Raw genomic sequence first — 20,827 nt, 5'->3', positions numbered from 1 at the left:
CACCCCACGTGCGGCCTCACCGGAAGGTGCACCCCGATGATCAACTCAGTAACCGCCGACCACGCGGACGAGGCAGGAGCCAGGGCCGAGACCATGGCCAGGTTCCTGCGCGACGTACCCGTCCCCTTCACCCGCGTGCTGTCCCTGTGGGTGGGCTACCGCCTGCGCCGCGACCCCCGGCAACCCGACGCCCGGCACCACCTCACCCCCCGACAGGCCCACCTGCTCGGCTTACCGCCGCACACCGCGGTGACCCGGCGCGAGGGCTACCTGGTGCCCCACCTGGGCGACCACGGCCCGCGCCTCGCCGCGATCACCGCGCTGGTGCACCAGCGCGGCCTCGAGCTGGACGAGCCCGGCCGCGACGAGCTGGCCCGCGGCTACACCCCGCTCGGCATGTTGGTCACCGGAGCCCACCGGGCCACGCACTACGCGAGCACCACCCGTGCGCCCGACGACCCCGACTTCGCCGACCCGCTGCCCGACGACCCCGACGACGTGCCCGCCCTGTGGTGCCAGGCCACCCTGCTCAGCGCGGGCAGACCGGTGGCCCTCGTGCGGGAGACCGTCTACCGGGTGGCGTTCACCGGCCGCCGCCCACCCGACCTGACCGCCTACCTGACCCCGGCCCCGCCCCGACTGGTGTCCTGATGCGCGCCCGGACCGCCGCGCTCGCCGCGACGACGGTGGCGGCGGGGTCCAGCGGGTACGTGGTCGCGGCGGTGCTGACCGAGGTCGCGGCCGACCACGGCGTCACCACCGCCGCGGCGGGCCAGACGATCACCGCGTTCGCCCTGGCCTACGCGGTCGGCTCGCCCGTGCTGGCGATGCTCACCGCGCGGTTCGAACGGCGGGCGCTGCTGGTGGCGGCCCTGTCGGTCGCGGCGCTGGGCAACGTCGGCGCGGCGCTGGCGCCGACGTTGGACCTGCTGCTGGTCGCCCGCGTGCTCACGGCGTTCGGGGCGGCGCTGGCGACCCCGGCGGCCACGGCGGTCGCCGCGCAGCTGAACCCCGGGCACAAGGCCAAGGCGATGGCGGTGGTGACGGCGGGCTTGACCGCGGCCACGCTGCTGGGGGTGCCGGCCGGGCGGCTGGTCGCCGACCGGTTCGGCTACCGGGCGTCGTTCGTGCTGGTGGCGGCGCTGTGCGTGGTCGCGGCGCTGGTGGTGCGGTCCGCCGTGCCGCCGGTGCGCCCGGGACCGGCGGTCGGGTTCCGGCAGCGGCTCGCGCCGCTGGCCGACCCGCCCGTGCGACGGCTGCTGGCCGTGTCGCTGCTGGCCTGCCTGGCCACGTTCAGCGTCTACGGCTACCTGGGGCCGATCACCGGGCAGCCGCCCGACAGCGGTCACCTGCTCGCCTACGGCGTCGGCGGCGTGCTGGGCAACGCGATCGGCGGCGTGGCGGCCGACCGCCACGGGTCGCGCACGCCGTTGTTGGTGGCGCTGGGCGGTTGTGCGGCGGTGCTCGTGGTGCTGCCGGCCCTGCTGGCCGGACCGACGGCGTACGCGGTGATGGCCGCGTGGGGCGCGTTGTTCTGGGCGTTCAACCCTCCCCTGTTCGCGGCGCTGGTGGCGGTGGACCCGGACCGGGCGAACCTGCTGCTGGCCCTGAACGCGTCCGCCATCTACACGGGCATCGCGGGCGCGGGGGTGCTCGGCGGCGCGGTGGCCGCGCCGGCCGTGCCCCTCCTGGGCGCCGCCGTCGCCGTCGCGGCCGTCGTGATCGCCGCCACGAACCGCGAGAGGAGGCTGGTGACGCGCTGACCGACGCGATCCGGGTTAGGTTTGCCCGCATGGCCGGAAAGGTGCCTTCGGTGGAGCTGGAGGTCGGGGACCGCGTCGTGCGGATCTCGAACCCGGATCGCGTCTACTTCCCCGCACGCGGGGAGACCAAGCTCGACCTCGCCAACTACTACCTGTCGGTCGGCGACGGCATCGTGCGCGCGCTGCGCGAGCGGCCGTGCATGATGCACCGCTTCCCGTCCGGCGTGGCCGGGGAGAAGGTGCACCAGAAGCGGCTGCCCGGCGGCGCGCCGCCGTGGGTGCGGACCGTGCGCGTGCACTTCCCCCGGTACGACCGGCACGCCGACGAGCTGTGCGTGACCGACTTGGCGGACGTGGTGTGGGCGGTGCAGATGTCGACGGTGGAGTTCCACCCGTGGAACTCGCGCGCCGCCGACACGGAGAAGCCCGACGAGTGGCGCATCGACCTCGACCCGATGCCGGACTGCCCGTTCGACCGGGTGCGGCGGGTCGCGCACGTGGCGCACGAGGTGCTGGCCGAGCTGGGCGCGGTGGGCTGGCCGAAGACGTCGGGCGGGTCCGGGCTGCACGTCTACGTGCGGATCAAGCCCGAGTGGGGGTTCGCCGACGTGCGGCGGGCGGCGCTGGCGTTCGCCCGCGAGGTGGAGCGGCGCGCGCCCGACGACGTGACCACGGCGTGGTGGCGGCGCGACCGCGACCCGCGCAGCCTGTTCGTCGACTACAACCAGAACGCGCGCGACCACACGATCGCCAGCGCCTACTCGGTGCGCGGCGTGCCGGAGGCGACCGTCTCCACGCCGGTGCGGTGGGACGAGATCGACTCCCTGGACCCGCGGGACTTCACCATCGCCACGGTGCCCGCGCGGTTCGCGGAGCTGGGCGACCTGCACGCCGGGATCGACGACGCGGTGTTCTCGCTGGAGCCGTTGCTGGAGTGGGCCGACCGCGACGGCGACGACGTGCCGGAGGAGTGACCGCCACGAGGTGAGGCGGTGCCGGCCGGCGGGACGTCCGTCGCGACCGATCTCGGCGCACCCGTGGCCGGGTCGACCGGAGCTGCCCGGCCCTGCCGGGGCACGCGGTCGACGTCACCGGAGCACGCGCGGCTGCCGACGGCCGAGCGCGATGCCGTTCTCCACGTGGTGCAGCGCCTCGCGCCCGGTCCAGCCCTCGACGCCGTCGTGCCTCGCGGCGGCGGCCAGCAGCACCGCCATCGCGGTGGTCTCGTCCAGCCAGCCCGCGCCGACGAGTTCGCCGAGCCGGCACGCGGCGGTGAACACGATGTGCGCGCGTGCGCCGGGGCGTGCTTCGCGGACGCGTTCCGCCTCGCCCTCCACCACGGCGGCGCGGTAGGCGTCGACCCGGCGCGGCGAGGGCCGTTGGGCCGGGATCGGCAGGTCCTCCCGGGGCGGCGGGGTCAGCACGGCGACCAGCCACCCGGGTGCGGGCGCGACCGGCGCGTCCCGCACCACCCGGTACCGGTGCTCGCCGAGCAGGGAACCGGCCGCGACCACGTACCCGCCGACGCCCCGCGTGTCGACGTGCGGCGCGATCCGGCCGGCGGTGTTGCCCAGCGGCACGTCCGGCGCCTGGAAGTAGCGGTGCTCTCCCCCGCTGGGCGTGGCCACCGTGTAGGTGTCGCGCGGGTCCTCGTCGCCGTGCTGCCAGGCCCGGCGGGCGAACGCCTCGCGGCCGTGCGGCACGTCGAGGTCGACCACGAGCAACCCGGCCGGGCCGCACGAGATGCCGACGTTGTAGGGCCGCCGGGACCACCACTGCCTGATCCGGTCGCGGTCCAGGGTCGCTTCGCCGTCCCAGCCGCGCAGCGCGGGCGTCTTCCCGTGCGGGCGCAACGGCACCACGGGCCAGCCCCGCTCGGCGGCGGCCAACGCCGCCCGGTACCTGGTCATGCGCGTTCCCCCCTGGTGTCGGGCGACGGGGGAAGCGTCACCGATCTCCAGTGTGCCGGGGTCGGGGCCGCCGGTACAGGGCCACCGGGACGGAACTGCGCCGGCGGTCCGCGCTCACTTTTCGCGAAGCGGCATTCATCCCATCGGGTAGTGGTACTGGTGTCCTGGTCCCATAAACTGGGTCCAGGGGGCGCGCTATGGATCGCGATGGGGTCATGGAAGACGGTGACCTCGGCACAAGGTTCGCGCGCCGGCTCCGGTTGTTCGACGCCAACGCGGACGGCATCGTGCGCCGGCGGGACGTGGCCGCGGTCGCCGAACGGCTGATCCGGGCGTTCCGCGTCGACACCCAGTCGATCGGGGCCGAGCGGATCCGCAGCGCGTACGAGATGCTGTCGTTGGCGCTGCTGGCGGACTTCGGCGACCTGGTCCGGGACGAGGTCGCGCTGCCGGGGTTCACCGCGGCGCTGGCGGCCGACCCCGCCCGGATGGCCGGCCTCGGCCGCCGGATCGCCCGCACCGACGCGGCCGCCGTGCGGGAGTGCCTCGCGCCGATCGGCGCGGTCGTGAAGGCCGAGCACGTCGCCGAGGTGGTCGTGGCGCTCGGCGCGCACCCCGGCCACCAGCCCGTGATCCAGCGGGCCTTGGAACGCGACGGCGCGCTGATCCGGCTCAGCGCCGCGCTCCGCCCCTTCGCCGACCACTTCACCGGTCGCGGCTATCCGGGGCTCTACGGTCGGCCATAAGGTCGCGGGGATGGCGGAATCGGACGACCAGTACGACGCGCTCGGCGAGCTCTACGAGCGCACCAAGCACATCCCGACCGGGTTGGCCGAACGCGCCACGCTGCTGGCCGCGTTGCCCGACCTGCGCGGGAGATCGGTGCTCGACGTGGCCTGCGGCACCGGCTTCTACCCGCGCGAGTTCCGCCGCCTCGGCGCGGACCCGGTGGTCGGCGTCGACTCGGCGAACGAGATGGTCGCCCACGCCCGCGAGGCGGAGGGGCGCGCTCCGCTCGGCATCACCTACCACCGGCACGACGCCGACGCCCTGCCGGTGCTGGGCGTCTTCGACGTGGTGACCGCGATCTGGCTGCTCGGGTACGCCGAGGACGAGGCCGCGCTCGACCGGATGATCGGCAACCTGCGCGCCAACCTCGCACCCGGCGGCACGCTCGCCGTGCTGGTGCCCAACCCCGACCCGGACTGGGACGTGCTCGCCGACTACGCCCGCTACGGCTACGAGGTGATCCGCACCGGGCCGGGCGGCGCGCGGCAGCCGGTGGTGGTGCGCGTGCTCGGCGACCCGCCGTTCGACTTCGACTCGTTCTACTGGCTCGGCGGTGTCATCGAGGCCGCGTTGACCCGCGCCGGGCTGCGCGACGTCACGCGGCGGGCGACCGTGGTCCCCGAGGACGGGCGCGGCGAGGAGTTCTGGGGTCCGCTGCGCCGCAGCCCGAGCTTCGCGGTCTTCACCGGTCACGCCTGACCCCGGTCCGTTGTCGGACCCGGGTGGCAGGATTCCCCCGTGACCGTTCCCGCCGTGCTGCGCACGCTGGCCCGTCTCAGCGCCTCCGAGCAGCCGCAGCGGGTCCAGCTCGACCTGACCAGGACGGCCGGGCTGGTGTGGCTGGGCGCGGACGAGTCCGCGTGGCAGACCCTCACCCGCACCTCGGACCCGACCGCCTCGACGCCCGCGCCGTGGACGGCGCGGCCCGAGCAGCGGGAGACCGTCGACCGGTTGGCGTCGTTCGACGCGCTGCACCGGGAAGAACGGCTGCTGCGGCTGGGCTGGGCCTTCCTGTGCGGGCCGGCGACGGTGAACGGCCGGCGCAGGCGGGTGTGCCTGCCGCTGGTCTCCCGGCCGGTCCGGCTGCACCCCGCGGGTCGGCGCGGCCACGCGTTCCACGTCGCCGGCGACGTGGGCGTGTTCCCGCTGCTGACCGACTGGTCCGAGGCGGCGGAGCTGGAGACGCGGCTGGCCAGGGACGAGGAGTGGATCAGCGCGACGTTGACCGCGAGCGGGTTCGCCGACGTGCCGGTGCTCGGACCGGACCACGACCCGCGCCGGTTCATCGGCGGCGACGAGCTGGTCGTGGTGGCCGGGGCCGGGCTGCACGCGGGTGAGCCGGTGGTCAGCACCGAACGCGGCGCCTCGCTCTACGCGTGGGCACGCCGCGCCGGCGTGGAGCGGACCGCGCTGGCCGGGCTGTACTCCTCGGTCGAGGATTCCCCCGGCGACGACTCCCCTGGCGGGGACTCCCCCGGCGAGCACGACGAGGTGGTGCACGGCCCGTTGCCGTTGAGCCCGAGCCAGCGGGCGGCGGTGCTGGCGGCCCGCGCCGCGCCGGTCACCGTGATCGGCGGGCCGCCGGGCAGCGGCAAGACGCACACGCTGGCCGCCATCGCGCTGGACGCGGTCGCGTCGGGCCGTTCGGTGCTGCTGGCCGGCCGGACCCGCAACGCCGCCGACGTGCTCGGCGAGGCGTTGCGACGCGCGGGCGGGCCGGTGCCGGTGCTGTTCGGCGACTCGGAGCTGCGGCAGGAGATGGCGCGCGAGCTGGGCGCCGGGTTGGCCGCCACCACCGGGAGGGGCGAGCTGGACCAGCTCGACCGGAGCCGGACCGACGCCGTCGCGGCGGTGGCCCGGATCGAACGCGCGGTGCGCGAGGCGCTGCGGGACGAGGAACTGGTCGAGGCGGCGGTGCGGTTCGAGGCGCTGATGCCGGCGCACCGGGTCGTGGCGCCGCGCGCGTTCGGCGAAGGCGTCGACTTCGAGCGGCTGCACGCGCTGCTGCGACCGCGTCACGGGCTGTTCGGCGGGTGGCGGACGCGGTGGGCGGTCCGGTCGGCACGGCGGGCGGCGGGCGCGGCGGACGACGTGGCCGCGGCGGACCTGGAGGCGGCGGTGCGGGCCGCCGAGCAGTCCGCCGCGCAGGTCCGGGTGGCCGCGAACGGCGGCACGTCGCTGGACGCCCTGCGCGGGCTGCTGGCCGAGGAGGACGCGCGCGGGCACGCCGCGATCGCCGCCTGGCTGGCCGCCCTGGCGGTCAGCCGTCGTGGCGCGGGGCCCCGGCGCGCGGTGGCGGCGCTGGCGACGGCGCTGAGAGCGGGCCGGGTGGCCCGGCGGCGGGCGTTGGCGGGCGTCTCGCCCTCGGACCTGGTGCAGGCCTTGCCGTTGTGGGTGGGGACGTTGGCCGACGTGGAGGACATCCTGCCCGCCGTGCCGGGCGCGTTCGACCTGGTCGTGATCGACGAGGCGAGCCACGTCGACCAGCCGCTGGCGGCGCCCGCGCTGCTGCGCGGCAGGCGGGCGGTGATCGGCGGCGACCCGCGTCAGCTGCGGCACGTGTCGTTCGTCGGCGAGCAGGCCGTGCGCGAGGCGGTGACCGCGGAGGGCACGGGGCCGTTGGCGGACCGGCTGGACGTGCCGAAGGTGAGCCTGTTCGACGCGGGCGCGGCGGCAGCCGGTGTGCACTGGCTGACCGAGCACCACCGCTGCGCGCCGCACCTGATCGGGTTCGCCGCGACCCGGTTCTACGAGGGCCGGATCGCGCTGCTCACCACCCACCCGTCGGTCGCGGACGTGGACTGCATCGCCGTCGAGCACGTCGAAGGCGTCCGGGACGACAAGGGCGTGAACGCGGTCGAGGTGGACGCGGTGCTCGCGCACCTGCGCCGCCGCATCGCCGCCGGCGCCCGCTCGATCGGCGTCGTGACGCCGTTCCGGGCGCAGGCCGACGCGGTGGAGCAGGCAGCGCTGGACCGGCTCGGCCTGGACGAGATCACCGCGGGCGGGGTGCGGGTCGGCACCGTGCACGGCGTGCAGGGCTCGGAGTTCGACGAGGTCGTGATCAGCCTGGCGCTGACCGACGCCGACCCGCCGGCCGCCTGGCGCTTCGCCAACGACCGCAACCTGCTCGCCGTGCTGACCACGCGGGCGCGGCGGCTGGCGCACGTCGTCACGTCGGCCACCGAACCGGTCGGACTCGTCGGCGAGTACCTGCGGCACGCCGGCGTGGCGCCGACCGAGACCGGGGGCGTCGCGCCGTCCGACGAGTGGACCGCCCGGTTGGCGGCGGAGCTGGCCGGCCTCGGCCTGGCGGCGCGCACCGGCTACCCGGTCGGTCGGTGGCGGGTCGACCTGGTGGTGGGCGAACGCGGGTCGGCCGTCGCCCTGGACACCCGGCCGCACCCGGACGGCGCGGCGGCGCACCTGGCCCGGTGGCGTGCGCTGCGCGGCGCGGGCTGGCGGGTGCGCGACGCGTTCCCCAGCCGCTTCGCCGGCGACCCGGCGCGGGCCGCGGTGGAGCTGGCGCAGGAGTTCGCGCCGGTCCCGGCCACGCCCGTCCGCGCCGCGAGGTCCGCCCCGGTGGACTCCGGGTCGTTGCCGACCCCGGAGGACCCGTTGCGGCGGCAGCGCGCCGCGGGCGAGGTCTAGCGCCGTCCGCAGCGGTCCCGCAGTTCGGCGATGACTGCTTCCTCCCGCGCGTTGAGGTCCCCGTCGACGGCGGCGACCCGTTCGGCGGCGTGCACGACGTCGCTGAGATCCCCCGGCTCGGCGTCGACGCGGCGCCACACCTCGTCCGGGTCGAGGTCGACGACGGCGGCGAGTTCCTCGTCGTCGACCTGGTGCCGCTCGCGGGCGAGCCGCGTCAGCCGCTGGAACAGCAGGCGTTCGGCGTCGCCGATCTCGCCGTCCGCGTTGATGACGAGCCACGCGACCCACAGCACCAGCCGGAGGTGCCCGGTGCGCCGGACCAGTGTTTCGGCGAGTTCGACCACCTCCGCCTCCTCGCGGAACACGGATTTGGCGTAGCGCCCCGCGGCGATGGTCGTGTAGCGGTTCAACAGGACGGTGACGGGGATCCCGACGCCGGGGATGGCGAACTTGATGATGTTGCGCTGCAGGAGGTGCTTCCCGACGATCGGAAGGCTCTTCGCGGCGGCGAGGACCGACCCGGAGTAGTACTTCTTCAGTACCTGCCGGACCAGACCGGGCACGAACTTCAGGCTGCCGCGCGCGACTTCGCCGGCCTTGATGCCGAATGCCACCCGGACGAGCTTCATCATGTCCTCGGGGTCGTCCACGTCCAGGGGGATCCGGTAGATCACCGCGATGTCGTGCGCCAGGCGCAGCTGCAGCTGGGTGATGAACGTCAGGTCGACCATGAACGTGGCGACACCGGCCGGCACGGTGAGAGGGCTGGCGCCGCCCAAGGACCCCACGGTCGCGGCGATCGTCGCGGCGTAGGCGCCGGCGGAGATCCCGCCTTCGAGCATGGCGTACTTCGCCGCCAGGGCGATCTGCTGCCCGACGATGCCGTCCGCGGGCACGCCCTGGTACTTCTCCTGGAAGTACTCCCAGGTGGCTTTCCCGGCGTAGGAGCGCAACGCCTGGGCGCAGAGCTTCGTGAACCAGCCGCCCGACTTGATGTCGTCCCCGCTCAACCCCGCGACGAACTCCCGCAGCTTCGCGCGCTCCCGTTCGACGGCGTCGCGGTCGACGGCGCTCTCGACGGCGTCCTCGGCGGGGTTCGCGGCGGCTTTGTCGGCGGGGTTCGCGGCGGCTTTGTCGGAACCGGGCAGCACTTCGGTCACGGCGGGTCCTTCCCAGGTGGTTCGGCGGCCCGCAAGGGGGCCGGACAGGGCAGAGGAGAGTCGTGGCCGCGTGGTCCACCGCTCCGGCACCGGGCTCGGCACGACGGGTCGAGGGCAAGATCGTCGGGTCCGGCCGGGTCGTTACGGAGGGTCGTCCGGTCGTCGCCGGAAAAAGTGGTGGAGATCCGGGTTTGACCCGTTTGACGAACGGTTACCTCGTGCGTGCGCCTTGAGCAGACAGGGTGCCGGAGGAGCGTGCGATGAATACGGTGGACCTGCCTGACGACGGGCTCGACCTGGCGCTGGGCGGCGTCCAAACACCCGACGGCATCGCCGGTTGGGTGCGACAGGTCGCTTATGGGGTGGACGGGAAGCGCGTCGCCGAACTCGCGTCGATAGCCACCGAGCTGGTGGGCAACGCGCGGCGGCACGCCGAAGGGCCGTGGCGGATGCGGATGCGGCGGCTGGACGACCGGCAGGTGCTGCGGGTCGAGGTGGAGGACCGCAGCCCCAGCCTGCTGCCCGTGCTCGGCAGACCGGACCACCCGACGGCGGGCACCGGGCTGCTGCTGGTCAACCGGCTGTCCGTGCGCTGGGGGTTCGACCACCACGAGGACCACAAGGTGGTGTGGGCGGAAGTGCCGATCGGGTGAGGGCGCGGTGGTGCGGGGTCCGCGGCGCGTGCGGACCCCGCACCACCGGTCAGCGGCCCACCTCCTGCGAAACCCAGGAGGAGACCGCCGAGTAGTAGTCCCGCGCGTTGGGCGCGAGGTTGATCGAGTGGCCGTAGCCGGGCAGCGCGTAGGCCCGCAGCGGGGCCCGGAAGTACGGCGCCTCGGCCGCGTGCAGCGTCTCCGACGTCGAGCAGTCCGTGGCCGGCGGGCCGCACACCGCCGCGTCGCGCGAGCCGACGGCGGTCATCACCGGCACGTCGATCAGCAGGCTGAACGGCAGCAGCACGGCGACGCCGAGCCCGTCGACGGCCTCGGTCGGCGAGAAGACGTCCTTGGTGGCTTCCTCCAGCTCCATGACGTCCGGCACGAGCTCACCCGGCGCGTGGAAGCTGTCGTACCGGGTGCCGGGCGCGGTGGTCAGGTAGCCGAGCGGGTGGAGCAGCCCGAACTTCGGGTCGAGGTTGGCCGGGCGGAAGTTCGCGAACGCCGCCGCCACGCCGACCGGGTTCACCCGGTGCGTCATGCCGGTCAGCAGCACGCCGTCCACGTCGTGGTAGGTGCCCGCCTCCACCGCGGCGATCGCCGCGCCGAGCGAGTGGCCGCCGATGACGACCCGGCTGAACCGGGGCCCGTGCGCGCCGGCCCGCAGGCCCAGCACGACCTGGTGCATGGCGTCGGCCTGCACGAACGCGGTCAGCGTCACGGCGAGGGGCTTCGAGCTGCGCCCGGTGCCGAGCCGGTCGACGGCGAAGGTGGCGATCCCGGCGGCGTTCTGCGCGGCGCGGAACGAGTGCCTGCCGTCCGGGAAGTCCCAGTAGGCGCTGTTGTAGGTGGAGCCGGGGATGAGCAGGTGGACGGTGGTGGCGCCGGTCGGCGCGCACAGCGAGCCGTGCACGACTTCGCGGTGACCGAGGACGGTCACCGGCACGTCGACGTCACGGCAGGAGGCGTCGGTCGAGCCGGACGCGGGCGTCGGCGACGACACCACCATGAGCGCCACCAGGCAGGCGGCGAGTGAGTACCGCAAGGAAGACGACCTCCATCAGGGAGTGCGACGGGCGTGACGTGCGGTTGTCGGTGACCGGCTCCGGCATTTGTCCACCTCGGCAGGAATTCGCCGGACCGACGCGTGGTGCGGTCAATCGTCTCGGAATACCAGATAAGCGATCGGCCGTGGGACGCGGGTGGGTCGGCCGATGTCGGCCGGGGTTTCGGTAGGATTCGTCGACGGCGCTGACCAGGCCGTTCCCGAAGACCTCACGACCTGGCAGCGGCTTGCCCGAGCAGCGGTAATCACCTCGGAACCGTGGACGACTCGGTTTTGCCGGTGGCATCGGCGTTCATCGGCGTGCACTCTATGCGCCGTTCGACGCGAAGTGGGATCGCGCATTGGAGTTAAGTTCCCGAATTCGCTGGTGCCCACGCGACCCGAGGAGTTGGATGTCCTGGTCCGCCCCCGTTCCCGATCGATTCGCGAAAGCCCGGAGCGCGTCATGAGCGACCTGGACTGGATGCCCGAAGGCGTCGACACCACGGTGCCGAGCGTGGCCAGGACCTACGACTACCTGCTCGGCGGCGCGCACAACCTCGCCGTGGACCGGGCCATGGGCGACGAGATGCTGAAGGTCCTGCCCGGCGCGCGCGACCTGGTCCGGCTGAACCGGTCGTTCCTGCGCCGCGCGGTCACGCACCTCGCCGAACGGGGTGTGCGGCAGTTCCTCGACATCGGCTCGGGCATACCCACCGCGGGCAACGTGCACGAGATCGCGCAGGAGGTGGCGCCGGACTGCCGGGTCGTCTACGTCGACAAGGACCCGGTCGCGATCGCGCACAGCCGGCTCCTGCTGGCCGACGACGCGAACGCCACGGCCGTGCAGGCGGACCTGCGTGAGCCGGCGGACGTGCTGAGCCGGCCCGAGGTGACCGACCTGCTGGACTTCGACGAGCCGGTCGCGCTGCTCCTGCTGCTGGTCGTGCACTTCGTGCGGCCGGAGGAGGAGCCGGGCAGGCTGCTCGCCCGGTACCGCGACCGGCTGGCCCCGGGCAGCTTCGTGGTGATCTCGCACGCCACCGCCGACGACCGCGCGGAGACGATGCGGCGGGCGGCGGACACCGTGCGCGAGAGCAGGTCCAAGGACAACCTGGTGTACCGCACGCACGCCGAGGTGGTCGAGTTGTTCGACGGTTACGAGCTGGTCGAGCCGGGCGTGGTGGGGCACGCGCTGTGGCGGCCCGGCGGCGCGGGCGACATCGCCGACCAGGCCGAGGACAACAACCAGGTCTGGGCGGGTGTCGGCCGCAAGCCCGACCCGGCGGCCGGTCGAGGGTCGGGAGGGGACCGCTGATGACCGCCGCGCTCCCCCAGGACGCGGACGGGCCGCGGGCCCGGACGAAGCTCGCCAAGAAGTGGGCCTACCTGCTCAGCTCCCGCACGTTCGTCCCGCTCACCAACGCCGAGCTGGAACGGCAGCTGCTCGGGTTGGTCGAACGGCTGTGCGCGGGTGTCGCGGGCGAGTCGCCAGCGCAGCGCACCGGCCGCGAGGTCGGCGTCGCGCTGGTCGACCTGAACTGCGCCACCGCCGAGGCGCTCCAGGTCTCGGTGGAGATTCTGACCAAGGGCCTGCTCGCCGTGCCCGCCCTCACGCCGCCGGACAGGCTGCGCGAACGCGTGGTCGACGTGATCGCCTCGCTCTCGGCGGGTTTCGTCGACAAGGTCCGCGCCACCGTGCTGGCCCAGCAGGAGCAGCTCGGCCGCTCGCTGTACAAGGCGATGCGCGAGGCGCAGGTGGAGCTCCAGTACAGCGAGGCCAGGTTCGAGCTGCTGGAGCACCACCTGTCCACCGGCATCGCCACCGCCGACCCGGACGGCACGCTGGTGCGGTCCAACGGCGCGCTGGCCCGGATCGTGGACCGGCCGCCCGCCGAGCTGGCCGGGTCGTCGCTGTTCGAGCTGGCGCACCCGGACGAGCGGGTGGCGTTGCGCGCCGACTTCGGGCAGCTGGCCGACAGCGGCACGGCGTCCATCACCCAGCCCCGCCAACTCGTGCGCGGTGACGGCGAGCCGGCCTGGGTGATGCTCACGCTGTCGCCGTTGCGCCGACTCGAAGGCCGGGCCCAGGTGGTCGTGCTCGTGGAGGACGCCACCGACGTCAACCTCCTGCAGGGCCAGCTCAACCACCAGGCGCTGCACGACGTGCTGACCCGGCTGCCCAACCGCCAGTTCTTCACCAGCAGGCTGGAGCAGGCGCTGCGCACGGCCGACCCGGGCACCGGCGTCAGCGTGTTCCACCTCGACCTCGACGGCTTCTCCCGGATCACCGGCGGTCTCGGCCGCGAGGTCGGCGACCACGTGCTCAAGGTCGTCGCCGGGCGGCTGCAGGCGGTGATGGCCGAGGAGAACGCGATGGTCGCCCGGTTCGGGCACGACGAGTTCGCGATCCTGGTCGAGAACACGCCGACCACGCCCGACGTGGTGACCACGGTCCGGCGGATCAACAACCTGCTGTCCGCGCCGTTCCACTCCGGCGGCGCGCGGGTGGCGGTGTCGGCCACGATCGGCGTGGTGCACCGGCCGCCGCGCGACTCGGCGCCGTCGGACCTGCTCGACTCCGCCGACCTCACCCTGCGGCGGGCCAGGGGCAACGGGCGCAGGCAGTGGGAGCTGTCGGACCCGGCGCAGGACGGCCGGGACCGGCGCGCGTTCAGCCTGGCCGCGACCATGCCCGGCGCGTGGGCGAACGGCGAGCTCCAGGTGCTGTACCGGCCGGTGGTGCGGCTCGCGGACGGACAGGTGGAGTCCGCCGAGGCGGTGCTGCGGTGGGACCACCCGACGTTGGGCGCGCTGCCGCACGAGCAGTGCCTCGCCCTGGCCGAGGACACCGGGCTGATCGTGCCGCTGGGCACGTGGGCGTTGCGGACGGCGGGCGAGCAGGCCAGGTCGTGGCGGCGGGAGCTCGGTCGGGACCTGCCGGTGCGGTGGGCGTTGTCGCCGAGCCAGGCGGCGGACCCGGATCTGCACGGCGTGGTGCGCGACGCGCTGGCCGCCACCGGGTTGCCCGCGTCGTCGTTGCGGCTCGGCGCGCCGGGTCGGGCGTTGTTCGGCGGCGAGCGCGGTCAGGCGTCGACCGGGCAGGCGTTGCCGGGCGAGGCGTTGGCCGGTGAGCGCGGCGAGGCGGCCGACACCCTGAAGTACCTGGCCGAGGACGGCGTGGGCGTCGAGGTGGAGGACTTCACCGCCGCGCCGGACGACCTGGCGCGCCTGCTCGACGGGGTGCTGCCGGTGCGGGCGGTGCGGCTGGCCCAGTCGCCCGCCTCGCGGCCGGGATCGGCGGTGGCGCGGGCGTTGGCCGGTGTGCTGGAGGTGGTGCGTGACGCCGGCGTCGGCGTGACCGCCGCCGACGTCACGACACCGGAACAAGCCCGGTGGTGGCGGGAGGTGGGTGCGGACACCGCGTCCGGTCCCCTGTTCGCTCCCGCCGGTCCACCGGACGTGATCACCCGATAGCGCAAGTCAAGGCAGGCGCTGTCGGGGAGCCACTGGCGAGGTAGCCGAAGGTGGTGCTCTCCCCCGGCTTGACGGCCGCGTTCCACGCGAGGTTCTTCGCCGTCGCGGTCGTGCCGTCGGTGGTGACGGTCGCGCCCCAGACGTGCCGGACGCCCTGCCCCGCGGCGAGCGGCCAGGTCACCCGCCAGCCCGCGGACGGCGAGTTCTCCTGGTGCCGCAGGGTGATCTCGACGTGGTGGCCGGTGCCCCACTGCGCCACCACGCGCATGGTCGCGGCGCAGTCGCCCTCGGTCTCCTTGAAGTCGGGCAGCTCGTCGAGGGTGACGACGTCGGGGTGGTCGTACACGCGTTGCACGAAGTCGCGCGGGTTGACCACGCCGTCCTGGATGAACGAGCCCGACCAGGTGACGAACCAGGACCAGCGGGCCTGGTAGGCGCGGACCAGGTCGGGGTCGGGGATGGAGCCGACCTCGCCCAGGGCCACCAGCTTGCGGTCACCGCCGAGGTCGACCAGCTTCTCGTACGGGCCGATCACCGGGCCGTGGTCGCCCTGGGGCGGGTAGGAGTCCATGCTGACCACGTCGACCACGTCGTCGCCGGGGTACCAGTCGGGCGAGACGGAGTTCCAGACCCAGATCAGGTTGTGCAGGCCGTGGTGCCCGACGAGCCGCTGGTGCAGCAGCCGGTACAGCTCCTTGGCCGGGCCGGGTCCCTTCGCGCCCCACCAGAACCAGCCGCCCTCGGCCTCGTGCAGCGGTCGCCACAGCACCGGCACGCCCGCGTCGGCGAGCCGCTTGAGCTGCACGGCGATGGCGTCCATGTCGCGGATCAGGAGCCGGTGGTCGGCGGAGGTCGGGTCGGCCAGGGCGGCGGCGAGGTCGAACGTGGTCGCGTCGGTGTAGAAGCCGCGCCACCACTCCTTGCCGGGCTGGTCGATCAGGCCGGACGGCGCGTTCCAGTGCCAGGCCAGGGTGACCGCGCCACCGCGCCGGTCGTGGGCGATGGCGTGGTCGACGTCGTGGCCGACGGTGCCGCGCTCGACCCGGCTGGGCGAGTAGTCCATGAGGTCGTAGCCGCCGATGGCGGGCGCCTTGCCGGTGTTCTGCTCGACCCAGTCGATGCTCGCCTGGTCCTGCTGGCCGGACAGGATGCGCTCGCCGTAGTTGTCGGCCAGGTAGCGCATCAGGCCCTTGGCCTCGGCGGTGGCGGCCGGGTCGGTCAACGCGCCGGTGACCTGGTGCGGTCCGCGCGGCGCGCTGGGCGTCACCTTGATCGCGTCGATCAGGTACCAGCCCCAGTTGTTGGTGATGGTGACCGTGTTGTCGCCGGCGCGGAGCAGGACCTTGCCCGCCGGGACGGACGTGAAGGTGGGGTGGTCGGGGAACTGGACGTCGCCCAGCCCCGCGCCGTTGAGCGAGAGGGACGCCGTCTTCGGGCCGTACGGGGTGGCGTAGAAGATCGTGAGGTCGTGCAGGCCGCCGGGGCTGTCCGGGATCGTGATGGTCACGCTGTCGGCGCCGCTGTCGAAACCGGCGACGTAGCCGCGGCCCGAGAAGCCGGCCACGCTCGACTCGACCACCGTGCCGTCCAGCCGGCCGTCCTCGGCTTCGTGGACGCCGGGCGCGGGGGGCGCGCTGGGTGCGACCTTGATCGCGTCGATGAGGTACCAGCCCCAGGCGCTGGTGAAGGTGACCGTGTTGGCGCCCTCGGCCAGCACCAGCTTCGCGCCGGTGGCCTCGGTGAAGCCCGCGCTCTCGGCCAGGGCCACCTCGCCGACGGGGGTGCCGTTGAGCGAGACCGCGGTCTTCTTGGGCCCGTTCGGCGCGGCGTAGCGGACGGTGAGGTCGTGCAGGCCGCCGGGGCTGTCCGGGATCGTGATGGTCACGTGGTCGGCGGCCTCGTCGAACCCGCCGACGTAGCCGGCGCCGGAGAAGCCCTCGACGGTCGTCTCGACCACGACGCCGGACAGGGCGCCGCCCTCGGCCTCGATCCACTCGCCCGACGCCGCGGCCGCGGCGGGTGGGGCGAGGGTCAGGGCCATCAGCGAGACGATCAGTGACAACCTCACGTCGTTGGTCCCTTCACCGACAGTGGCAGGGGCACGAGCCGCACCGGCCTGGGAGCGCTCCCAGTGCTGCCAGCAGCATAGGGGCGGAGCCGGGTCAGGAGAAGAGGCCGGGCGGGAGGCGAGAGTGACCGAGGCCTCGCGAGGCGGTACGAGGAGAGAACTTATGTAATAACCAGACAAAAGTGTGGTCAGAATCAGCGAAAGTACTGGACTAGACCACTGCGGGCGACCTACGGTTCCTCACGTTCGCCCTCCCCTCCGACCGAGCACAGCTCCGCCCTGTCTCACCCCGCCACCGCGTGCGGACCCTGCAACCGTGCGACGACGACGTCGGACAACGCGTGGTCGTCCTTGCCCTCCTGGAGCATGGATCATGAGATGGACAGCGCGACGGACGCGCAACCCCGCCCTCGGCCTGTTAGCGGCAGCGCTGCTGCTCGGCGGCTCGGGCCAGCCGGCCGCGGCCGATCCGCGGAGCGACGCGGTGCCACCCCAAGAGCCGGGCGTGACGTTGCGCGTCTTCGACGTCCAAGTGGCGCTCGACCGGCTCTGCACGCTCAAGCCCGCCCAGACGCCCAACGTCGACAAGCTCATGCCCACCGTCGACTGGACCTCGACCACCGACTTCGGGTTCGCCGACCGGTTCGTCGCCCAGGTCACCGGCAACATCAACGTCACGCAGGCGGGCAGCTACGCGTTCCGGCTGCTCAGCGACGACGGGTCGCGGCTGTCCGTGGACGGCGCCGTGGTCGTCGACCACGACGGGCTGCACGGGCCGGACCCCAAGGACGGCTCGATCACCCTGTCGACCGGCTACCACTCGCTGCTGATCGACCACTTCGAGCGCGACGGCGGGCAGCAGTTGACGCTGCAGTGGAAGCCGCCGGGCGCCACCGCCTTCACGGTCGTGCCGAACTCGGCGCTCAGCACGGACAGCGGCGTCGTCCGGGTCACCGCGCCCGGCCGCAAGGACTGCGCGACGGGCGCCGACTCGCCCGGCGACGGGCTGCCGCTGAACTCCGTGCACCCGGACTACACGCTGACCAACCTGCGCCCCGCCGGTTTCCAGCCCCGGGTCAGCGCGATGGACTGGTTCCCCGACGGCCGCCTGGCCATCGCCACCTGGGACGGCAAGAGCACGGACACCGGTGAGATCTGGGTGCTCGGCAACGTCACCGGCGCGACCTCGCCCGACCGGGTCACCACCAAGCGGATCGCGACGAACCTGCGCGAGCCGATGGGCCTGAAGGTGCTCGACGGCAAGATCTACGTGTCGCAGAAGCACCAGCTCACCGAGCTGACCGACACCAACGGCGACGACGTGGTCGACCAGTCGCGCGCGGTGGCGACCTGGCCGTACGGCGGGAACTTCCACGAGTTCGCGTTCGGCCTGCTGTACAAGGACGGCGCGTTCTACCTGAGCCTGTCCGTCGCGATCAACGAGGGCGGCGCGACCACCAACCCGCAGCCCGCGGCCAACCGGGGCACGACGGTGAAGGTCGACCGCGCCACGGGGCAGGTCAGCTACCTCGCGGGCGGCCTGCGCACGCCCAACGGGATCGGCTGGGGCCCCGAGGGCGGCATCTTCGTCAACGACAACCAGGGCGGCTACCTGCCCGCGTCGAAGATGGTGCACATCAAGCAGGACCGGTTCTTCAACCACTACACCACCCCGGCCGGCCCGTTCGACGCGCAGCCGGTCACCGCGCCCGTGCTGTGGCTGCCGCAGAACGAGATCGCCAACTCCCCCAGCACACCCGTTCAGCTCACCCAGGGCACCTTCGCCGGGCAGATGGTCTTCGGCGACGTCACCTACGGCGGTCTCCAACGCGCGTTCCTGGAGAAGGTCAACGGCGAGTACCAGGGCGCGGTGTTCCGGATGACGCAGGGCCTGGAAGCGGGCGTCAACCGGATCACCCTCGGCCCGGACGGCGCGGTCTACATCGGCGGCATCGGGGACGGCGGCAACTGGGGCCAGGACGGCAAGCTGCTGTACGGCCTGCAGAAGCTCGCGCCCAACGGCGGCCGGACGTTCGACGTGCTGGCGATGCGGGCCGTCGCGGGCGGGTTCGAGGTCGAGTACACCCAGCCGCTGTCGGCGGAGACCGCGGCGGGGCTGGCCGGCCGGTACCGGGCCACGCAGTGGCGGTACGCGGCGGCGTCGACCTACGGCGGGCCCAAGGTCGACCAGGAAAGCCTGCCGGTCACCTCGGCCACCCTGTCGGCGGACGGCCGGAAGGTCACGGTGAAGCTCAACGGCCTGAAAGCCGGCCGGGTGGTGCACCTGCGCTCCCCGCGCCCGTTCTCGTCGAACACCGGTGTCCCGCTGTGGAACACCGAAGCCTGGTACACCCTCAACAACCTCGTCGGCAGCACGCCGTCGGCCACCCAGTCGTTCGAGGCCGAGAGCGCGGCCCTGTCCGGCGGCGCCGGGCTCGCCACCGACCACACCGGCTACTCCGGCTCGGGCTTCGTCGCCGGGTACGGCACGCAGGGCGCCACCACCCGGTTCGCGGTGAACGCGGCGGCGGGCGGCTCGCACAACGTGGGCCTGCGCTACAGCAACGGGCCCAACCCGTCGTCCGGGACCAAGACCGTGAGCGTGTACGTCAACGGGACGAAGGTCAGGCAGGTCGCGTTGGCCGACACCGGCACCTGGGACACGTGGGCCACGCACACCGAGGCGTTGGCGCTGCGGGCCGGCGCGAACACCATCGCGTACAAGGTGGACAGCGGAGACGTCGGGCACGTCAACCTCGACTACCTCACGGTCACCCCGGCGCAGCGCGTCGCGCTCTACAGCGGCGGCGGCACGGAGAACTGGCGCAACGGCGACGGCAGCGCCCCGTCGTGGCCGGTGGCGAACGGGTCGGTGGAGGCGCTCGGCGGTGACATCCGCAGCAGGCAGGTGTTCGGGGACTTCAAGATGCACCTGGAGTTCTGGCTGCCGAACCTGCCGTCGAACGTGACGGGACAGCAGCGGGCCAACAGCGGCGTGTACCTCCAGGACCGGTACGAGCTGCAGATCCTGGACAGCTTCGGGAAGCAGCCGCTGGCGGCGGACGACGCCGCGAGCATCTACCTGAAGAGAGCGGCTGCCGCCAACCCGGGAACCGCGCCGCAGACGTGGCAGACGTACGACGTCACGTTCCGGGCGGCCCGGTTCGACAGCGCGGGGGTCAAGATCGCGAACGCGCGGGTCACGGTGGTGTGGAACGGGGTCACGGTGCACCAGGACTTCGCGATCGACGGGTCGACCGGTGGCGGGGCCGCCGAAGGGCCCACCGCGGGGCCGTTGCGGTTGCAGGACCACGGTGACGCCGGTGAGAACGTCAGGTTCCGCAACATCTGGGTCGAGCCGCTCGGTTGAGCGCACCCGCGCCGGGTCGTTCGGTGGAGCGGCCCGGCGCGGGGCGGGGTCAGGCCAGGCCGCACAGGTCGTCGGCGGTGGCCCACAGTTCCTCTTCGCGCCGCTCGTCGTAGGACTCCGACGAGGAAGCGACCACCACGCCCTTGTTGATGTACGAGCCGCTCTCGCCGGGGCGGGGTCCTGCCATCGTCTCGGCCAGCAGGCGGCCGGCCGCGGCCGACGTGGTCGCGAACGGCATGGCGACCAGGACCTTGCCGACCGCCCGGAACGCGGCCCGGCCGAAGCGGCCGGCGTCGCGCGACAGCTCCGTGTCCGGCACCAGGCCCGGGTTGTAGGAGTAGACGTCCACGCCCTCGGGCAGCCGGCGCCGCAGGGCGTGGACGAGGTAGATCACGCCGAGCTTGCTGGTGGCGTACGCCCGCCTGCCCTCCTTCGCGGAGTCCTCGCCCGGCTTGACCAGCTCACGCGGGTGGTCCCAGCGCGGCGGCGGGATCAGGCCCAGGGTGTTCAGGTCGGCGTCGTGCACGTCGCTGCCGACCACGACGATCCGCGCCGGGTTCGTGAAGCGCGGCATGAGCAGGTTCAGCAGCAGGTGGTACGCCAGCACGTTCACGCCGAAGGTCATCTCGAAGCCGTCGGCGGTGAGCTTGCGGGTGGTCGCCATCTGCAGGCCCGCGTTGCCCAGGAACCCGTCCAGCGGTCCCTCCACCTCGGCGGCGGCGCGGCGGATGTCGGCGAACGACGCCAGGTCGCAGACCACCTCGGAGACGTTGCGGTTGCCGGTGACCGCGGCCAGTTCGGCGGCCAGGCCGGGCCTGCGGTTGAACACCAGCAGGTGCCGGTCCGGGTGGTGGCGGAGCAGGTGTTCGGCGGCCTCGCGGCCGAGCCCCCGGCTCGCGCCGGTCATCAAGGTCGTGCCCATGGTCGCTCCTGGTACG

The 20,827-nt window shown here is 73.5% G+C and carries 15 protein-coding genes; 10 read left to right on the top strand and 5 right to left on the bottom strand.

Annotation, left to right across the window (positions count from 1 at the left end; all coding sequences use genetic code 11):
• Positions 1-36: 36 nt before the first annotated feature.
• From EDD40_RS43075 to ligD, 3 genes are read left to right on the top strand one after another with little or no spacing between them, the layout of a single operon-like run.
• Positions 37-651, top strand: coding sequence for a hypothetical protein (locus EDD40_RS43075; protein WP_148088659.1), 615 nt, complete (start codon positions 37-39; stop codon positions 649-651).
• A complete protein-coding gene (locus EDD40_RS43070) occupies positions 651-1,763 on the top strand; it encodes an MFS transporter (RefSeq protein WP_123741421.1) in 1,113 nt (370 codons plus the stop codon). Before EDD40_RS43075 ends, EDD40_RS43070 begins: the two co-directional genes overlap by 1 nt.
• 29 nt (positions 1,764-1,792) lie before the next feature.
• Positions 1,793-2,737 (top strand): non-homologous end-joining DNA ligase, encoded by a 945-nt coding sequence (gene ligD / locus EDD40_RS02275; protein WP_123741420.1) that lies wholly within the window; start codon positions 1,793-1,795, stop codon positions 2,735-2,737.
• A 114-nt stretch (positions 2,738-2,851) separates the two neighbouring features.
• Here the strand turns inward: ligD and EDD40_RS02270 are convergent, their stop codons facing one another.
• Positions 2,852-3,673, bottom strand: coding sequence for a bifunctional DNA primase/polymerase (locus EDD40_RS02270; RefSeq protein ID WP_123741419.1), 822 nt, complete (start codon positions 3,671-3,673; stop codon positions 2,852-2,854).
• 215 nt (positions 3,674-3,888) lie between these two features.
• On the opposite strand from EDD40_RS02270, the gene EDD40_RS02265 reads away from it, so the two are divergent.
• Genes EDD40_RS02265 through EDD40_RS02255 form a run of 3 tightly spaced genes read left to right on the top strand, consistent with a single transcriptional unit; the run spans position 3,889 to position 8,113 of the window.
• Positions 3,889-4,419 carry a hypothetical protein gene (locus EDD40_RS02265; RefSeq protein WP_123741418.1) on the top strand — a complete coding sequence of 177 codons (531 nt, stop codon included), beginning with the start codon at positions 3,889-3,891 and terminating at the stop codon, positions 4,417-4,419.
• A gap of 10 nt (positions 4,420-4,429) precedes the next feature.
• Positions 4,430-5,161 carry a class I SAM-dependent methyltransferase gene (locus tag EDD40_RS02260; protein ID WP_123741417.1) on the top strand — a complete coding sequence of 244 codons (732 nt, stop codon included), beginning with the start codon at positions 4,430-4,432 and terminating at the stop codon, positions 5,159-5,161.
• Between the two features lie 39 nt (positions 5,162-5,200).
• The gene (locus EDD40_RS02255; protein WP_123741416.1) at positions 5,201-8,113 is read left to right on the top strand and encodes an AAA domain-containing protein; all 2,913 of its coding nucleotides are present in this window, start codon (positions 5,201-5,203) and stop codon (positions 8,111-8,113) included.
• Here EDD40_RS02255 and EDD40_RS42275 read toward each other — a convergent pair.
• The gene (locus tag EDD40_RS42275; protein ID WP_211348057.1) at positions 8,110-9,273 is read right to left on the bottom strand and encodes a tellurite resistance TerB family protein; all 1,164 of its coding nucleotides are present in this window, start codon (positions 9,271-9,273) and stop codon (positions 8,110-8,112) included. The genes EDD40_RS02255 and EDD40_RS42275 overlap by 4 nt on opposite strands.
• Positions 9,274-9,533: 260 nt before the next feature.
• Between EDD40_RS42275 and EDD40_RS02245 the strand changes: the two genes are divergently transcribed.
• Positions 9,534-9,926, top strand: a complete 393-nt coding sequence (locus EDD40_RS02245; RefSeq protein ID WP_148088658.1) for an ATP-binding protein — start codon at positions 9,534-9,536, stop codon at positions 9,924-9,926.
• 49 nt (positions 9,927-9,975) lie between these two features.
• Here EDD40_RS02245 and EDD40_RS02240 read toward each other — a convergent pair whose 3' ends face one another.
• Positions 9,976-10,974: an alpha/beta hydrolase gene (locus EDD40_RS02240; protein ID WP_246037350.1), complete on the bottom strand. Its 999-nt coding sequence runs from the start codon at positions 10,972-10,974 to the stop codon at positions 9,976-9,978.
• 466 nt (positions 10,975-11,440) lie between these two features.
• Between EDD40_RS02240 and EDD40_RS02235 the strand changes: the two genes are divergently transcribed.
• Positions 11,441-12,292 carry an SAM-dependent methyltransferase gene (locus EDD40_RS02235; RefSeq protein WP_246037348.1) on the top strand — a complete coding sequence of 284 codons (852 nt, stop codon included), beginning with the start codon at positions 11,441-11,443 and terminating at the stop codon, positions 12,290-12,292.
• Positions 12,292-14,451, top strand: a complete 2,160-nt coding sequence (locus EDD40_RS02230; protein ID WP_123741413.1) for a putative bifunctional diguanylate cyclase/phosphodiesterase — start codon at positions 12,292-12,294, stop codon at positions 14,449-14,451. Before EDD40_RS02235 ends, EDD40_RS02230 begins: the two co-directional genes overlap by 1 nt.
• Here the strand turns inward: EDD40_RS02230 and EDD40_RS02225 are convergent.
• Positions 14,441-16,519: a glycosyl hydrolase gene (locus EDD40_RS02225; protein ID WP_123741412.1), complete on the bottom strand. Its 2,079-nt coding sequence runs from the start codon at positions 16,517-16,519 to the stop codon at positions 14,441-14,443. The two genes, EDD40_RS02230 and EDD40_RS02225, sit on opposite strands and share 11 nt — an antisense overlap.
• Before the next feature lie 373 nt (positions 16,520-16,892).
• On the opposite strand from EDD40_RS02225, the gene EDD40_RS02220 reads away from it, so the two are divergent.
• A complete protein-coding gene (locus EDD40_RS02220) occupies positions 16,893-19,889 on the top strand; it encodes a 3-keto-alpha-glucoside-1,2-lyase-like domain-containing protein (RefSeq protein ID WP_123741411.1) in 2,997 nt (998 codons plus the stop codon).
• Between the two features lie 49 nt (positions 19,890-19,938).
• Here the strand turns inward: EDD40_RS02220 and EDD40_RS02215 are convergent, their stop codons facing one another.
• A complete protein-coding gene (locus EDD40_RS02215) occupies positions 19,939-20,811 on the bottom strand; it encodes an SDR family NAD(P)-dependent oxidoreductase (protein WP_123741410.1) in 873 nt (290 codons plus the stop codon).
• Between the last annotated feature and the right edge of the window lie 16 nt (positions 20,812-20,827).

Origin of the sequence: Saccharothrix texasensis (assembly GCF_003752005.1) — a bacterium.
Taxonomy (GTDB): domain Bacteria; phylum Actinomycetota; class Actinomycetes; order Mycobacteriales; family Pseudonocardiaceae; genus Actinosynnema; species Actinosynnema texasense.
The sequence above is the reverse complement of the archived record's forward strand: the minus strand, read 5'-3'. Positions and strand labels throughout refer to the sequence as shown.

Coding starts and splice junctions, on each gene's coding strand:
- EDD40_RS43070 (WP_123741421.1), top strand. CDS start 651: ATGCGCGCCCGGACCGCCGCGCTCGCCGCGACGACGGTGGCGGCGGGG.
- EDD40_RS02260 (WP_123741417.1), top strand. CDS start 4,430: ATGGCGGAATCGGACGACCAGTACGACGCGCTCGGCGAGCTCTACGAG.
- EDD40_RS43075 (WP_148088659.1), top strand. CDS start 37: ATGATCAACTCAGTAACCGCCGACCACGCGGACGAGGCAGGAGCCAGG.
- EDD40_RS02245 (WP_148088658.1), top strand. CDS start 9,534: ATGAATACGGTGGACCTGCCTGACGACGGGCTCGACCTGGCGCTGGGC.
- EDD40_RS02265 (WP_123741418.1), top strand. CDS start 3,889: ATGGAAGACGGTGACCTCGGCACAAGGTTCGCGCGCCGGCTCCGGTTG.
- ligD (WP_123741420.1), top strand. CDS start 1,793: ATGGCCGGAAAGGTGCCTTCGGTGGAGCTGGAGGTCGGGGACCGCGTC.
- EDD40_RS02270 (WP_123741419.1), bottom strand. CDS start 3,673: ATGACCAGGTACCGGGCGGCGTTGGCCGCCGCCGAGCGGGGCTGGCCC.
- EDD40_RS02220 (WP_123741411.1), top strand. CDS start 16,893: ATGAGATGGACAGCGCGACGGACGCGCAACCCCGCCCTCGGCCTGTTA.
- EDD40_RS02215 (WP_123741410.1), bottom strand. CDS start 20,811: ATGGGCACGACCTTGATGACCGGCGCGAGCCGGGGGCTCGGCCGCGAG.
- EDD40_RS02235 (WP_246037348.1), top strand. CDS start 11,441: ATGAGCGACCTGGACTGGATGCCCGAAGGCGTCGACACCACGGTGCCG.
- EDD40_RS02230 (WP_123741413.1), top strand. CDS start 12,292: ATGACCGCCGCGCTCCCCCAGGACGCGGACGGGCCGCGGGCCCGGACG.